The sequence below is a fragment of the Streptococcus sp. 714 genome, from assembly GCF_013277115.1.
Classification (GTDB): domain Bacteria; phylum Bacillota; class Bacilli; order Lactobacillales; family Streptococcaceae; genus Streptococcus.
In genome coordinates, this window is the sequence record NZ_VMMH01000010.1 from 51135 (window position 1) to 66670 (window position 15536).

The 15536-nt window shown below is 40.4% G+C and carries 12 protein-coding genes; 9 read left to right on the top strand and 3 right to left on the bottom strand.

The features are described 5' to 3' along the window. The first annotated feature begins 170 nt into the window (after positions 1-170). The gene (gene carB / locus HT718_RS04495; protein ID WP_173267578.1) at positions 171-3347 is read left to right on the top strand and encodes a carbamoyl-phosphate synthase large subunit; all 3177 of its coding nucleotides are present in this window, start codon (positions 171-173) and stop codon (positions 3345-3347) included. Positions 3348-3695: 348 nt separating this feature from the next. Further along, positions 3696-4613, top strand: a complete 918-nt coding sequence (locus HT718_RS04500) for a bifunctional riboflavin kinase/FAD synthetase (RefSeq protein ID WP_173267580.1) — start codon at positions 3696-3698, stop codon at positions 4611-4613. Positions 4614-4700: 87 nt separating this feature from the next. Here the strand turns inward: HT718_RS04500 and HT718_RS04505 are convergent, their stop codons facing one another. Next, positions 4701-5549, bottom strand: a complete 849-nt coding sequence (locus HT718_RS04505; protein WP_173267583.1) for a YitT family protein — start codon at positions 5547-5549, stop codon at positions 4701-4703. Positions 5550-5690: 141 nt separating this feature from the next. On the opposite strand from HT718_RS04505, the gene HT718_RS04510 reads away from it, so the two are divergent. The 6 genes from HT718_RS04510 to HT718_RS04535 all read left to right on the top strand — a co-directional run bounded on the left by HT718_RS04510 (position 5691) and on the right by HT718_RS04535 (position 11268). Next, on the top strand, positions 5691-6530 hold the full coding sequence (locus tag HT718_RS04510; RefSeq protein WP_173267585.1) for a DegV family protein: 840 nt from the start codon (positions 5691-5693) through the stop codon (positions 6528-6530). Positions 6531-6637: 107 nt separating this feature from the next. Further along, complete coding sequence (locus tag HT718_RS04515; protein WP_020901100.1) at positions 6638-6913, top strand: HU family DNA-binding protein; 276 nt, start codon at positions 6638-6640, stop codon at positions 6911-6913. 263 nt (positions 6914-7176) lie between these two features. After that, positions 7177-8352 (top strand): A/G-specific adenine glycosylase, encoded by a 1176-nt coding sequence (mutY, locus tag HT718_RS04520; RefSeq protein ID WP_173267587.1) that lies wholly within the window; start codon positions 7177-7179, stop codon positions 8350-8352. A 55-nt stretch (positions 8353-8407) separates the two neighbouring features. Beyond that, the gene (gene yycF, locus HT718_RS04525) at positions 8408-9115 is read left to right on the top strand and encodes a response regulator YycF (protein WP_049539286.1); all 708 of its coding nucleotides are present in this window, start codon (positions 8408-8410) and stop codon (positions 9113-9115) included. After that, a complete protein-coding gene (vicK, locus tag HT718_RS04530) occupies positions 9108-10457 on the top strand; it encodes a cell wall metabolism sensor histidine kinase VicK (protein WP_173267590.1) in 1350 nt (449 codons plus the stop codon). Before yycF ends, vicK begins: the two co-directional genes overlap by 8 nt. Position 10458: 1 nt before the next feature. Next, positions 10459-11268: an MBL fold metallo-hydrolase gene (locus HT718_RS04535; RefSeq protein WP_173267592.1), complete on the top strand. Its 810-nt coding sequence runs from the start codon at positions 10459-10461 to the stop codon at positions 11266-11268. 35 nt (positions 11269-11303) lie between these two features. On the opposite strand, the gene HT718_RS04540 is transcribed toward HT718_RS04535, so the two are convergent. Further along, positions 11304-11651, bottom strand: coding sequence for a thiol reductase thioredoxin (locus HT718_RS04540; protein WP_033685148.1), 348 nt, complete (start codon positions 11649-11651; stop codon positions 11304-11306). Positions 11652-11762: 111 nt separating this feature from the next. Further along, positions 11763-13481: a phospho-sugar mutase gene (locus HT718_RS04545; RefSeq protein WP_000121686.1), complete on the bottom strand. Its 1719-nt coding sequence runs from the start codon at positions 13479-13481 to the stop codon at positions 11763-11765. 153 nt (positions 13482-13634) lie between these two features. Here HT718_RS04545 and HT718_RS04550 point away from each other — a divergent pair, with 153 nt between their 5' ends. Beyond that, complete coding sequence (locus tag HT718_RS04550) at positions 13635-15536, top strand: ABC-F family ATP-binding cassette domain-containing protein (protein WP_173267594.1); 1902 nt, start codon at positions 13635-13637, stop codon at positions 15534-15536.

Here is a 15536-nt window from a genome sequence, read left to right on the forward strand (position 1 = left end):
TTAATGGCAACCTGAGAGCTGCCGAATAGAAAGGAGAAGATACATTGTTCGCGGAAGTGAACACGCCCTAAGAACTGTGTGAAAAAGATAAACATCGTCTTGACTCTAAAGGCGTCTGCACCGAGTTTCCTATTTTCACTGTGTTCTTGACGGGCTTTGTATCATAAACTATGCCTAAACGTACTGATATTCAAAAAATTATGGTGATTGGTTCTGGTCCGATTATTATTGGTCAGGCTGCTGAGTTTGACTACGCTGGGACCCAAGCCTGCTTGTCGTTGAAAGAGGAAGGTTATGAGGTTGTCTTAGTTAACTCAAACCCTGCCACCATCATGACGGACAAGGAGATTGCAGACAAGGTTTACATCGAACCAATTACACTTGAGTTTGTGACACGTATTCTTCGTAAGGAACGTCCAGATGCCTTGCTTCCAACTCTTGGTGGTCAAACAGGGCTCAATATGGCCATGGAATTGTCTAAAAATGGTATTCTTGATGAGCTTGGTGTAGAACTTTTGGGAACTAAATTATCTGCCATCGACCAAGCGGAGGACCGTGACCTCTTTAAACAGTTGATGGAAGAGCTGAATCAACCAATTCCAGAATCAGAAATTGTAAACACAGTAGAAGAAGCAGTTGCCTTTGCAGCGACAATTGGATACCCAGTCATTGTCCGTCCAGCCTTTACCCTTGGTGGTACTGGTGGTGGTATGTGTGCCAATGAGGAAGAATTGCGTGAAATCGCTGAAAATGGGTTGAAATTGTCACCTGTTACCCAATGTTTGATTGAACGTTCCATTGCTGGCTTCAAGGAAATCGAATACGAAGTGATGCGCGACTCAGCTGACAATGCTCTCGTTGTTTGTAACATGGAAAACTTTGACCCAGTTGGGATTCACACAGGGGATTCCATTGTATTTGCCCCTGCGCAAACCATGTCAGATTATGAAAACCAAATGCTTCGTGATGCGAGCTTGAGCATTATCCGCGCTCTCAAAATTGAAGGTGGATGTAATGTTCAGCTAGCCCTTGATCCACACAGCTTCAAGTACTATGTCATCGAAGTAAACCCTCGTGTATCCCGTTCGTCAGCCCTTGCGTCTAAGGCAACAGGTTACCCGATTGCCAAATTGGCTGCTAAGATTGCCGTTGGTTTGACCTTGGATGAGGTTATCAATCCAGTTACAGGTTCAACCTATGCCATGTTTGAGCCAGCCCTTGACTACGTCGTTGCGAAAATTCCACGTTTCCCATTTGATAAGTTTGAAAAAGGTGAGCGCCGTCTTGGTACCCAGATGAAGGCGACTGGAGAAGTCATGGCAATCGGTCGAAACATCGAAGAATCTCTCCTTAAAGCTTGTCGTTCCCTTGAAATTGGTGTGCACCACAATGAAATACCTGAACTTGCAGCAGTTTCTGATGATTCCTTGATTGAAAAGGTTGTCAAGGCCCAAGATGACCGTCTCTTCTATGTGTCAGAAGCAATTCGCCGTGGTTATACACCAGAGGAAATCGCTGAGCTTACAAAAATTGATATCTTTTACCTTGATAAACTCTTGCATATCTTTGAAATTGAGCAGGAGTTGGGTGCCCATCCACAAGATCTAGACGTTTTGAAAACGGCTAAACTCAATGGATTTTCAGACCGTAAGATTGCTGAACTCTGGAAAACGACTGCTGATCACGTTCGTCAACTTCGCTTGGAAAACAAGATTGTTCCAGTTTATAAGATGGTAGATACTTGTGCGGCAGAATTTGACTCTGAAACACCATACTTCTATTCAACCTATGGTTGGGAAAATGAATCTATCAAGTCTGATAAGGAATCCGTCCTAGTTCTAGGTTCTGGTCCAATCCGTATCGGTCAAGGGGTCGAGTTTGACTACGCAACTGTTCACTCGGTTAAGGCTATACAGGCGGCTGGCTACGAAGCCATCATCATGAACTCAAACCCAGAAACCGTTTCAACCGACTTCTCTGTATCGGATAAACTTTACTTTGAACCATTGACATTTGAAGATGTCATGAATGTCATTGACCTTGAGCAACCAAAAGGTGTTATCGTTCAGTTTGGTGGTCAAACAGCTATTAACCTTGCTGAGCCATTAGCAAAAGCAGGTGTGACCATCCTTGGTACACAGGTTGCTGACTTAGACCGAGCTGAAGACCGTGACCTCTTTGAGCAAGCTCTCAAAGACTTAGATATTCCACAGCCACCAGGACAAACAGCAACCAATGAAGAAGAAGCAGTGCTTGCAGCTCGCAAGATTGGCTTCCCAGTCCTCGTTCGTCCTTCTTATGTCTTGGGTGGGCGTGCCATGGAAATCGTAGAAAACGAAGAAGATCTTCGCACTTATATGCGAACAGCTGTTAAGGCTAGTCCAGACCATCCAGTTCTTGTCGACTCTTATATCGTTGGACAAGAATGTGAAGTTGATGCTATCTCAGATGGACAAAATGTCCTTATCCCTGGTATCATGGAGCATATCGAACGTGCTGGTGTCCACTCAGGTGACTCCATGGCTGTTTATCCTCCACAAACCTTATCTCAAAAAGTCCGAGAAACCATTGCGGACTACACAAAACGCTTAGCTATTGGTCTTAACTGCCTTGGAATGATGAATATCCAGTTTGTCATCAAGGATGAAAAAGTCTATGTTATTGAGGTCAATCCACGTGCTAGCCGTACCGTACCATTCCTTTCTAAAGTGACCAATATTCCTATGGCTCAAGTAGCGACTAAGCTCATTATGGGTCAAAGTCTTGAAAAACTTGGCTACCAAGATGGCCTTTATCCAGAAAGCACTCGCGTTCATATCAAGGCACCTGTCTTCTCCTTTACCAAACTAGCTAAGGTAGACAGCTTACTTGGTCCTGAAATGAAGTCAACAGGGGAAGTTATGGGTTCTGATACGACTTTGGAAAAAGCTCTCTATAAGGCCTTTGAAGCTTCTTACTTACACTTGCCAACTTTTGGTAACGTTGTATTTACCATCGCTGATGATGCCAAAGAAGAAGCCTTGGACTTGGCTCGTCGTTTCCAAAATATTGGCTATGGAATCCTTGCGACAGAAGGGACAGCAGCCTTCTTTGCTAGTCATGGCCTGCAAGCCCAACCTGTTGGTAAGATAGGTGATGATGATCAGGATATCCCAAGCTTTGTTCGCAAAGGAAGAATCCAAGCTATCATTAACACAGTTGGAACCAAACGTACTGCTGATGAAGATGGTGAGCAAATTCGTCGTTCAGCCATTGAACATGGTGTACCACTCTTCACAGCCCTAGATACAGCTAATGCCATGCTTAAGGTACTTGAAAGCCGTAGTTTTGTCACAGAAGCAATCTAGTTGAGAAAAATTTTTTACAGTTTTAAAGCCAGCGTCAGAAATCGCTGGCTTTTATAGTGGATTGAAGTTGGGATAATACGCTTTGCTTTCTAAAAAATGTTATAATAGATTGAAATAAAATATGAACAAAACGATCAGGAAGGTCAAATGAATTTCTAAAATGTTTTAGTAGCTATAGTGTGCTGTTCTAGTTTCAATCTACTATAGAAATTAATTTTAATTCCATAATCCATCACTTATTTTTGTTGCAGGATACTTACTTTTGTAAAAATGGTCATTTCAGGTGAAAAAAACGACATTTCAGATTTTCTGTTCCAGAAATAGCTATCGCTATGATATAATTATTTTATGATTATTACTATTCCTATAAAAAACCAAAAAGATATTGGCACACCATCTGATTCAGTCGTTGTTCTCGGCTATTTTGATGGTATACACAAGGGGCATCAAGAATTATTTCGTGTTGCCAATAAGGCTGCGATGAAGGATTTATTGCCTATCGTCGTTATGACCTTTAATGAATCTCCAAAGATTGCTTTAGAGCCCTATCATCCAGATTTATTTTTGCATATTTTGAACCCTGCTGAACGTGAAAGAAAATTAAAACGTGAAGGTGTAGAGGAATTATATCTTCTTGATTTTAGTAGTCAATTCGCTAGTCTCACCGCAGAAGAATTTTTTGCAACTTATATCAAAGCTATGAATGCTAAAATTATTGTTGCAGGTTTTGATTATACATTTGGTTCTGACAAAAAAACGGCAGAAGACCTAAAGGATTATTTTGATGGAGAAGTTATCATTGTCCCACCTGTAGAAGATAAGAAAGGAAAGATTAGTTCAACTCGTATCCGTCAAGCTATTTTAGACGGAAATGTGAAAGAAGCAGGAGAACTTTTGGGGGCACCACTTCCATCAAGAGGTATGGTGGTTCATGGCAATGCTCGTGGTCGTACGATTGGTTATCCGACAGCTAATTTGGTGCTTTTAGACCGTACTTATATGCCAGCAGACGGTGTTTATGTCGTTGATGTTGAGATTCAAAGACAGAAGTATCGTGCCATGGCTAGTGTTGGAAAAAATGTGACCTTTGATGGAGAAGAAGCACGTTTTGAAGTCAATATTTTTGATTTTAATCAAGATATTTATGGGGAAACCGTCATGGTTTATTGGCTTGACCGTATTCGAGACATGACCAAATTTGATTCTGTGGACCAATTAGTGGATCAGTTAAAGGCGGATGAAGAAGTAGCTCGGAATTGGTCTTAAGAGCATAAGTAAACAAAAAAGAGGTTGTTTGTAACCCAAAAGATAGATGAATAAGTCTAACTTTTGAGGTCACTACACTACCTCTTTTTATTCTTTTTCAAAGGTGAATCCTTCTCCAAGGATTTCGTGGGCTTCTGTAATAGTTATAAAGGCTTGAGGATCGATTCGATGAATCATTTCCTTCATTTTCACAATTTCATTTCTGCCGACAATACAGTAAATGATTTTCAAATTTTCTTTACTATAGTAGCCTTGACCAGAAATAAAAGTAACGCCTCTTCCTAGGTCATCATTAATCGCTTTAGCAAGTTGGTCAGGACGTTTTGTGATAATCATAAAGCCTTTACCAGCGTAGCCACCTTCTCCAATCAAATCAATGACACGAGAAACGATAAAATCAAATAAGAGCGTGTAAGAAACCAATCTCAAATCCTTGAAGATTAGGAGAATGAGCATGAGAATACAAAAATCTAAGATAAAGAGCAGTTTCCCCATAGATATATGAGTGTATTTATTGAGAATACGAGCTAGAATATCAGTTCCACCAGTTGTACCTCCAGCATTAAAGATAATTCCAAGACCGATTCCCAATAGAATTCCCGCTATAAGAGCTGTGATTAGTAAATCACCTTGAAGGTCAATATGAAGGGGAAAACGTTCAAAAAAGGCTAACCAGGCGGATAAGGCTAAGGTTCCTAGTAAACTAGAATAGAGGGATTTTGCTCCAAATATTTTCCAAGCTAGAATAAAAAGGGGAATGTTAATCAGCAAGTTCATGAGCGAAACAGGGATTTTAAAAAGATAAAAGGTGATAAGGGTAATACCTGTCGCCCCTCCTTCAAAGAGATGATTAGGAACTACAAAATAAGTCAGTCCAAAAGCATAAATAGCAGTACCTAGTAAAATGGTAAAAATGGGGTAAATTTTTTTAATCATAGGACACCTCTTTTCTTATAAGATGATTATATCAAATTTTTACGGAAAATTTGATTGACTCCATTAGGATTTTTAATCTTTTTTTGATATAATTAGAAGTAAGAAAACCAATCTGAATCCTAAAATAGAAAGATTGATACTATGACAAAAATTAAGATTGTAACCGATTCATCTGTTACCATTGAACCAGAACTAGTAAAACAATTAGATATTACAATTGTTCCATTATCTGTAATGATTGATAATGTTGTTTATTCTGATGCGGATTTGAAAGAAGAAGGTAAATTTCTTCAGTTGATGCAAGAAAGTAAGAATCTTCCGAAAACAAGTCAACCACCTGTAGGTATCTTTGCTGAAGTTTTTGAAGACCTATGCAAGGATGGTAGCCAGATTCTTGCTATTCATATGTCCCATGCCCTTTCTGGTACTGTAGAAGCAGCACGTCAAGGTGCTAGCTTATCTACTGCCGATGTGACAGTTATTGATAGTTCCTTCACTGACCAAGCCTTGAAATTCCAAGTTGTTGAGGCTGCGAAATTAGCACAAAAAGGCAAAGATATGGAGACGATTTTAGCTCACGTAGAAGATGTAAAAAAACATACGGAGCTCTACATTGGTGTTTCTACTCTAGAAAATCTAGTAAAAGGTGGACGAATTGGCCGTGTAACTGGATTGTTGAGCTCCCTTCTCAATATCCGTGTTGTCATGCAAATGAAAGATCATGAATTGCAGCCAATTGTTAAAGGTCGTGGAGCTAAAACCTTTAAAAAATGGTTGGATGAGTTGACAACATCTCTCTCTGAACGTTCTGTAGCAGAGATTGGAATTTCATATTCTGGTAATGCTGATTGGGCAAAAGAGATGAAAGAAAGCTTACAAGCTTATGTTGAAAAGCCAATTTCTGTTTTAGAAACCGGTTCTATTATTCAGACACATACAGGCGAGAATGCCTGGGCTATTTTGGTACGTTACCAGTCCTAAAAAAATAAAGAAAATGCGAATAAACAGCGTTTTTAACTTGACCTATAAGGGATTTTAGGATATGATTATATTTGTTAATTAGAAATTAATTTGGAGGAATCATTAACATGGCAAACAAACAAGATTTGATCGCTAAAGTAGCAGAAGCTACAGAATTGACTAAGAAAGACTCAGCAGTAGCAGTTGAAGCTGTGTTCGCAGCAGTAGCTGACTACCTTGCAGCTGGTGAAAAAGTTCAATTGATCGGTTTTGGTAACTTTGAAGTTCGTGAGCGTGCTGCACGTAAAGGTCGCAACCCACAAACTGGTAAAGAAATCACAATTGCAGCTTCTAAAGTTCCAGCATTCAAAGCTGGTAAAGCTCTTAAAGACGCTGTTAAATAATTAGCCTTTGAAAAGCCTATCATATCAAGCATTTGAGCTTGTGTGACAGGCTTTTCTTTTGGTTTTGGGGCAAAACACTATTTTTTTCACTTGTTTTACAATCAAAGCTTGAAAGTGGATAATCACATTCTCCGATACTTTATTGATTTTCAGTTGAAGTCATGTCAAATATTTAAGTAGATAGAAAGGTTATATACTATCTATTGAAAATATTATAAATCAGATACAAAGACAGGTGAAATCTTCTGTGTTATACTAGAGATATGTTAGATTTGAAAGAATACGGTATCGTCATGTGGCCGGAGGAGAAGATTAGTTCTTTCCGTGAGAAACTTCTCGCTTGGTATGATGAAAACAAACGAGATTTACCTTGGCGTAGAAGTAAAAATCCTTATCATATCTGGGTATCTGAAATCATGCTCCAGCAGACCAGGGTGGATACAGTTATCCCATACTACGAACGATTCTTGGACTGGTTTCCAACAGTAGAAAGTTTGGCAACTGCGCCTGAAGAGCATTTGTTGAAGGCTTGGGAGGGACTGGGATATTATTCTCGAGTACGCAATATGCAGGCTGCGGCCCAGCAGATTATGGATGACTTTGGGGGTCAATTTCCAAATACCTATGAAGGAATTTCCAGTTTGAAAGGAATTGGCCCTTACACAGCAGGAGCCATTTCTAGTATTGCTTTTAACTTGCCTGAGCCAGCGGTCGATGGTAATGTCATGCGTGTTTTGGCGCGTCTATTTGAAGTCAACCACGATATTGGCATTCCAAGTAATCGTAAAATTTTTCAGGCGATGATGGAAATCTTGATTGATCCGGATCGTCCTGGCGACTTTAACCAAGCTTTGATGGACTTAGGGTCTGATATTGAGGCTCCTGTAAATCCTAGGCCAGAAGAAAGTCCAGTGAAGGACTTTAGTGCAGCATATCAGAATGGAAGCATGGACCATTATCCAATTAAGGCTCCAAAGAAAAAGCCAGTTCCCATTTATCTAAAAGCCTTAGTTGTGAAAAATGCTCAGGGGCAATTTTTACTTGAAAAAAATGAAAGTGAAAAGTTATTGGCAGGATTTTGGCATTTCCCCTTGATAGAAGTAGATGAGTTTTCGCAAGAAGAGCAGTGTGACCTCTTTCATCAGGTTGCAGAAGAAAGCTTGAACTTTGGTCCCAGTCCAGAAGAGAGTTTCCAGCAGGACTATGACTTAGATGTTGATTGGCTTGAAGTTTGTTTTGAGACTGTCAAGCATGTCTTTAGCCATCGCAAGTGGCATATTCAAATTGTAGCAGGTCAGGTGAGTGATTTCCATGATTTTTCAGATAGGGAAGTTCGCTGGCTTTCACCAGAAGAGTTCAAGGATGTTCCACTTGCCAAACCACAACAAAAAATCTGGCAGGCTTATGAAAAAACCAACTTAGACAGTAGCAAAGACTAGCTATCGTGTCTTCTTGCTATTTTTTTGGTATAATAGTAGAGAAAAAGGTGAACATATGAAAAAAATATTAATTGTAGATGATGAAAAACCAATCTCGGATATTATCAAGTTTAATATGACCAAGGAAGGTTACGAAGTTGTAACTGCTTTTAATGGTCGTGAAGCACTAGAACAATTTGAAGCAGAGCAGCCAGATATTATTATTCTGGATTTGATGCTTCCAGAAATTGATGGTTTAGAAGTTGCGAAGACTATTCGCAAGACGAGTAGTGTGCCTATTATCATGCTCTCAGCTAAGGATAGCGAATTTGATAAGGTTATCGGTTTAGAGCTTGGGGCGGATGACTATGTAACCAAACCGTTCTCAAATCGTGAGTTGCAGGCACGTGTCAAAGCCCTTCTTCGTCGTACAGATTTGACTTCTGTAGATAATCAAGAGTCTGATGAAAAGAAAACTCAACCCTTGCAAATTGGGGACTTGGAGATTGTGCCAGATGCCTACGTGGCTAAAAAATATGGTGAAGAACTAGACTTAACTCACCGTGAATTTGAGCTTTTGTATCACTTGGCGTCTCATATCGGTCAAGTCATTACGCGTGAACACTTGCTTGAAACGGTCTGGGGTTATGATTATTTCGGAGATGTTCGGACTGTTGATGTAACGATTAGACGTTTGCGTGAAAAGATTGAAGACACACCAAGTCGTCCTGAGTATATCCTAACACGCCGCGGTGTTGGTTATTATATGCGAAATAATGATTAAACTAATTAAAGACACAGTTTTAACCAGTGATTTTATCTTTATCCTTATTTTACTTGGCTTTATTTTAGTCGTGACCTTGCTTTTACTAGAAAATCGTCGGGATAATATTCGATTGAAGCAAATCAATCAAAAAGTAAAAGACCTGATTGCAGGAGATTATTCTCAGGTATTAGATATGCAGGGGAGCTCTGAAATTACTAATATTACTAATAATCTCAATGATTTATCAGAAGTAATTCGTTTGACTCAAGAAAATTTGGAACAAGAGAGTAAAAGATTACATAGTATCTTATCTTACATGACGGACGGAGTCCTTGCAACTAATCGTCGTGGCAAGATTACCATGATTAATGACATGGCTAAGAAACAGTTAGGTGTTCAGAAAGAAGATGTTCTCAACAAAAGTATTCTAGAGTTGCTTAAGATTGAAGGTGAGTATGAACTTCGTGATTTGATTACCCAAATTCCTGAGCTCATCATTGATTCTCAGGATGATAATGGTGAGTATCTGAGCCTTCGTGTTCGCTTTGCTTTGATTCGTCGAGAGTCTGGCTTTATCTCAGGTCTGGTTGCTGTTTTGCATGATACAACGGAGCAAGAGAAGGAAGAGCGTGAACGGAGACTCTTTGTTTCCAACGTTAGTCATGAGTTACGGACGCCTCTGACTAGTGTAAAATCCTATCTTGAAGCCTTGGATGAGGGTGCCTTGTCAGAACCTGTTGCACCAGACTTTATCAAGGTGTCTCTAGACGAAACCAACCGTATGATGAGGATGGTGACAGACCTTCTTCATCTTTCACGAATTGATAATGAAACCAGCCACCTGGATGTGGAATTGATTAATTTTACTGCATTTATTACCTTTATTCTCAACCGTTTTGATAAGATGAGGGGACCAGATGAAGAGAAGAAATATGATTTGGTAAGGGATTATCCGATTACTTCAGTCTGGATAGAGATCGATACAGACAAGATGACACAGGTGATTGACAATATTCTTAACAATGCTATTAAGTATTCTCCAGATGGTGGGAAAATCACAGTGACCATGAAGACAACTGATGATCAGATGATTTTATCCATCTCAGACCAAGGCTTAGGTATTCCTAAGCAGGATTTACCACGTATCTTTGATCGTTTTTATCGTGTGGATCGCGCTAGAAGTCGTGCCCAAGGTGGTACGGGTCTAGGACTAGCAATTGCTAAAGAAATTGTCAAACAACATGAGGGTTTTATTTGGGCTAAGAGTGAATACGGTAAGGGATCAACCTTCACCATTGTGCTCCCTTATGATAAGGATGCAGTGAAAGAAGAAGTATGGGAGGATGAAGTAGAAGACTAGAATGAGTGAAACAGGCTTTAAATACAGTATTTTAGCGTCGGGTTCCAGTGGAAATTCCTTTTATCTGGAAACCCCAAAAAAGAAGTTTTTAGTGGATGCAGGCTTGTCAGGCAAAAAAATCACCAGCCTACTTGCTGAAATTAATCGCAAGCCAGAAGATCTGGATGCTATCTTGATTACGCATGAGCATTCAGACCATATCCATGGAGTAGGCGTTTTGGCTCGTAAATATGGTATGGATCTTTATGCCAATGAAAAAACTTGGCAAGCTATGGAAAATAGCAAGTATCTTGGCAAGGTGGATTCTTCGCAAAAGCATATCTTTGAAATGGGCAAAACCAAAACCTTTGGAGATATTGACATCGAAAGTTTTGGTGTTAGCCATGACGCAGTCGCACCGCAGTTCTATCGCTTTATGAAGGATGACAAGAGTTTTGTCATGCTGACTGATACAGGTTATGTTAGCGATCGTATGGCTGGCATTGTCGAAAATGCGGATGGCTATCTTATAGAATCTAATCATGATGTGGAGATTTTGAGAGCAGGATCTTACGCTTGGCGACTCAAACAACGAATCCTATCGGATCTCGGTCACCTTTCTAACGAGGATGGTGCTGAAGCTATGATTCGGACGCTAGGAAATCGTACTAAGAAGATTTACCTTGGGCATTTATCTAAGGAAAACAATATCAAGGAACTGGCTCATATGACCATGGTCAATCAGCTAGCACAAGCTGATCTAGGTGTAGGAGTAGACTTTAAGGTTTACGATACCTCACCAGATACTGCAACACCATTGACAGACATATAAAAAAGAAGGCGAGTGCCTTCTTTTTTATATGTCTTTTACAATCCTGCAAATTCTTTGATTTCTTGTGCTGACATTGAAGAGTCGCAACGGACATTGATTTGTCCATCCGCAATGTGAACAAAGCCTGGTACAGTTGGGATTCCGTAGCGTGAGCGGAATGCTTGCAACTCATTGAGTTGGCTTGCTTCTTCACTATTGATGAAGTAGATGTGAGCTTTGGTTTCAGCTACGACACCTGCTAAAGTACCTGCAAATTTACGGCAGTAAGGGCAAGTTTTGCGACCAATGAAGAAAGTTGCAGTTTCTTTTTTATCAAGAGCTTCTTGCGCACGTGCAACTGTAGTGACTTCAAGGTCTTTGATATTATCTAAAAATTGTTCCATGAGATTACCTCGCTTTCATTGATAAGTCTAGTATGCCATAAAGTTTCTAAAATTGCTTAGATTTGATACGAAAAAAAGATGAGATTGGTTTGTCTCATCTTTTATAGGATTTTATTTTACAAAAGCATTGATCTCTGCTTCGATGTTAGCAATCTTAGCTTGTGATTCTTCGTTGGTTTCACCTACAACTGCAATGTAGAACTTGATTTTTGGTTCTGTACCTGAAGGGCGAACGGCAATCCATGAACCGTCAGCAAGTGTGTATTTCAACACATCACTTGGAGGAGTTGTTAAGTTTGTAACAGTTCCGTCAGCAGCAGTGGCAGTTTGAGCCTTGAAGTCTTCTACGACCGTAATAGCTGTTGCGTTCCATTCTTTTGGAGCATTGTTACGGAATTTAGCCATAATCGCTTTGATTTGTTCAGCACCATCGACACCAGAAAGGGTAACAGAGATAGTCTTTTCTGCGTAGTAGCCGTACTCTTTGTAGATTTCTTCGATACCGTCAGCAAGGGTCAAACCACGTGAACGGTAGTAGGCAGCAAGTTCAGCAACGACAAGAACAGCTTGGATAGCATCTTTATCACGTACGAATGGTTTAATCAAGTAACCGAAGCTTTCTTCAAATCCCATCATGTAAGTATGGTTGTGTTTTTCTTCGAATTCTTGAATTTTTTCAGCGATGAATTTGAAACCAGTCAAGACGTTGAACATAGTTGCGCCGTAGCTCTCAGCAATCTTCGTTACCAAGTCAGTTGATACGATAGATTTACATAGGGCTGCATTTTCAGGAAGAGTTCCAGCATTTTTGTGGGCTTCCAAGATGTATTTAGCCATGATAGCACCGATTTGGTTACCTGAAAGGTTGAGGTAGCTACCATCTTTTTGAAGAACTTCCACACCAACACGGTCAGCATCAGGGTCAGTTGCGACAAGAACATCTGCACCAACTTGACGACCAAGTTCTTCAGCAAGTGCAAAGGCTGCTTGGCTTTCTGGGTTTGGAGATTTTACAGTTGAGAAGTCTGGGTCAGCAGTTGCTTGCGCTTCAACGACTTGAACAGAGTCAAATCCTGCTTGGGCAAGAGCACGACGAGCCAACATTTCACCAGTACCATGAAGTGGTGTGTAGACAATTTTCATGTCTTTACCGAATTCTTCAATCAAGGCTGGGTTGATGTTTACATCTTTGACTTCTTTGAGGTATTCTACATCGACAGCTTCGCCGATAACTTCAATCAAGCCAGAAGCTTTTTCAGCTTCCACATCAGCAACTTCAACTGCAAATGGGTTTTCGATAGCACGGATATAAGTAGTCAAAGCGTCCGCATCGTGTGGAGGCATTTGTCCACCGTCTTCACCGTAAACCTTGTAACCGTTAAATGGTGCAGGGTTGTGGCTGGCTGTGACCATGATACCAGCGAAACAGTTGAGGTGACGAACTGCAAATGATAGTTCTGGAGTTGGACGAAGGCTTTCAAATACGTAAGATTTGATGCCGTGTTTAGCGAGAACTGCTGCAGATTCAAAGGCAAACTCTGGTGAGAAGTGACGGCTATCGTAGGCGATTGCGACACCACGTTCTTTTTCGTTTCCACCTTTTGACTCAATCAAACGAGCCAAACCTTCAGTAGCTTGGCGAACAACGTAGATGTTGATGCGGTTTGTACCAGCACCAATCAAGCCACGCATACCTGCAGTACCAAATTCAAGATTTGTATAGAAGGCATCTTCCTTTGTTTTTTCGTCCATATTTTCCAAATCTTGGCGAAGGTAGTCAGGAAGCTCCGCAAAATCAACCCATTTCTGGTAATTTTCTTGGTAAGACATTAAAATTCTCCTTTTTGTAAATTGTTTTAACCGTTCACATTATAGCACTTTTTAGTATTTTAGTAAAACCTTAGCATAATTTTCAGAAAAGTAGTAACATATGCCTGTTTATCAAGTCTTGAATGCCTTAGAGAAACATGCTATACTACTTGTATGATTATTTTACAAGCTAATAAAATTGAACGATCTTTTGCTGGAGAGGTTCTTTTTGATAATATTAACCTACAAGTTGATGAACGAGATCGGATTGCCCTTGTTGGGAAAAATGGTGCAGGTAAGTCTACTCTTTTGAAGATTTTGGTTGGAGAAGAGGAGCCAACTAGTGGAGAAATCAATAAGAAAAAAGATATTTCTCTGTCTTACCTAGCCCAAGATAGCCGTTTTGAGTCTGAAAATACCATCTACGATGAGATGCTTCATGTCTTTGATGACCTGCGTCAAACTGAGAAACAACTTCGTCAGATGGAGTTGGAGATGGGTGAAAAGTCTGGTGAGGATTTGGATAAACTGATGTCAGATTACGATCGCTTATCTGAGAATTTTCGTCAAGCAGGCGGCTTTACCTATGAAGCTGATATTCGAACGATTTTAAATGGATTCAAATTTGACGAGTCTATGTGGCAGATGAAAATTGCCGAGCTTTCTGGTGGTCAAAATACTCGTCTGGCGCTGGCCAAAATGCTTCTTGAAAAGCCCAATCTCTTGGTCTTGGACGAGCCAACCAACCACTTGGATATTGAAACCATTGCCTGGCTAGAGAATTACTTGGTAAATTATAGCGGTGCCCTTATTATTGTCAGCCACGACCGTTATTTCTTGGACAAGGTTGCAACAATTACGCTGGATTTGACCAAGCATTCCTTGGATCGCTACGTGGGAAATTACTCTCGTTTTGTTGAGCTGAAGGAGCAAAAGCTAGCTACTGAGGCAAAAAACTATGAAAAGCAGCAGAAGGAGATCGCTACTCTGGAAGACTTTGTCAATCGCAATCTGGTCCGAGCTTCAACGACCAAACGTGCCCAATCTCGCCGTAAACAACTGGAAAAAATGGAGCGTTTGGACAAGCCTGAAGCTGGTAAGAAATCAGCCAATATGACCTTCCAGTCGGAAAAAAGCTCTGGTAATGTTGTCCTGACTGTTGAAAATGCGGCTATTGGCTATGATGGGGAAATATTGTCAGAGCCTATCAACTTAGACCTTCGTAAGATGAATGCTGTCGCTATCGTCGGTCCAAATGGCATTGGAAAATCAACCTTTATCAAATCTATTGTGGATCAGATTCCTTTTATCAAGGGAGAAAAGCGCTTTGGCGCTAATGTGGAGGTGGGTTACTATGACCAAACCCAAAGCAAGCTGACACCAAGTAATACGGTACTGGATGAACTCTGGAATGATTTTAAACTGACACCGGAAGTTGAAATTCGTAACCGCCTTGGTGCCTTCCTTTTCTCTGGTGATGATGTTAAAAAATCAGTCGGCATGCTGTCAGGTGGCGAGAAAGCTCGTTTGCTTTTGGCTAAATTGTCTATGGAAAACAACAACTTCCTGATTCTTGACGAACCAACCAACCACTTGGATATTGATAGCAAGGAAGTGTTGGAAAATGCCTTGATTGACTTCGATGGAACTCTTCTATTTGTCAGCCACGACCGTTACTTTATCAATCGTGTGGCAACTCATGTTCTAGAATTGTCTGAGAATGGATCAACTCTCTACCTTGGAGATTACGACTACTATGTTGAGAAGAAAGCAGAAGTAGAAATGAGTCAGACTGAGGAAACTTCAACTAGTAATCAAGCAAAAGAAGCAAGTCCAGTCAATGACTATCAAGCTCAGAAAGAAAGTCAAAAAGAAGTTCGTAAGCTCATGCGACAAATTGAAAGTCTAGAAACTGAAATCGAAGAGTTAGAAAGTCAAAGCCAAGACATTTCTGAACAAATGTTGGAAACAAACGATGCAGGTAAACTCATGGAATTGCAGGCTGAGCTGGACAAAATCAGCCACCGTCAGGAAGAAGCCATGCTTGAATGGGAAGAATTATCAGAGCAGGTGTAA

Coding starts and splice junctions, on each gene's coding strand:
- carB (WP_173267578.1), top strand. CDS start 171: ATGCCTAAACGTACTGATATTCAAAAAATTATGGTGATTGGTTCTGGT.
- HT718_RS04500 (WP_173267580.1), top strand. CDS start 3,696: ATGATTATTACTATTCCTATAAAAAACCAAAAAGATATTGGCACACCA.
- HT718_RS04505 (WP_173267583.1), bottom strand. CDS start 5,549: ATGATTAAAAAAATTTACCCCATTTTTACCATTTTACTAGGTACTGCT.
- HT718_RS04510 (WP_173267585.1), top strand. CDS start 5,691: ATGACAAAAATTAAGATTGTAACCGATTCATCTGTTACCATTGAACCA.
- HT718_RS04515 (WP_020901100.1), top strand. CDS start 6,638: ATGGCAAACAAACAAGATTTGATCGCTAAAGTAGCAGAAGCTACAGAA.
- mutY (WP_173267587.1), top strand. CDS start 7,177: ATGTTAGATTTGAAAGAATACGGTATCGTCATGTGGCCGGAGGAGAAG.
- yycF (WP_049539286.1), top strand. CDS start 8,408: ATGAAAAAAATATTAATTGTAGATGATGAAAAACCAATCTCGGATATT.
- vicK (WP_173267590.1), top strand. CDS start 9,108: ATGATTAAACTAATTAAAGACACAGTTTTAACCAGTGATTTTATCTTT.
- HT718_RS04535 (WP_173267592.1), top strand. CDS start 10,459: ATGAGTGAAACAGGCTTTAAATACAGTATTTTAGCGTCGGGTTCCAGT.
- HT718_RS04540 (WP_033685148.1), bottom strand. CDS start 11,651: ATGGAACAATTTTTAGATAATATCAAAGACCTTGAAGTCACTACAGTT.
- HT718_RS04545 (WP_000121686.1), bottom strand. CDS start 13,481: ATGTCTTACCAAGAAAATTACCAGAAATGGGTTGATTTTGCGGAGCTT.
- HT718_RS04550 (WP_173267594.1), top strand. CDS start 13,635: ATGATTATTTTACAAGCTAATAAAATTGAACGATCTTTTGCTGGAGAG.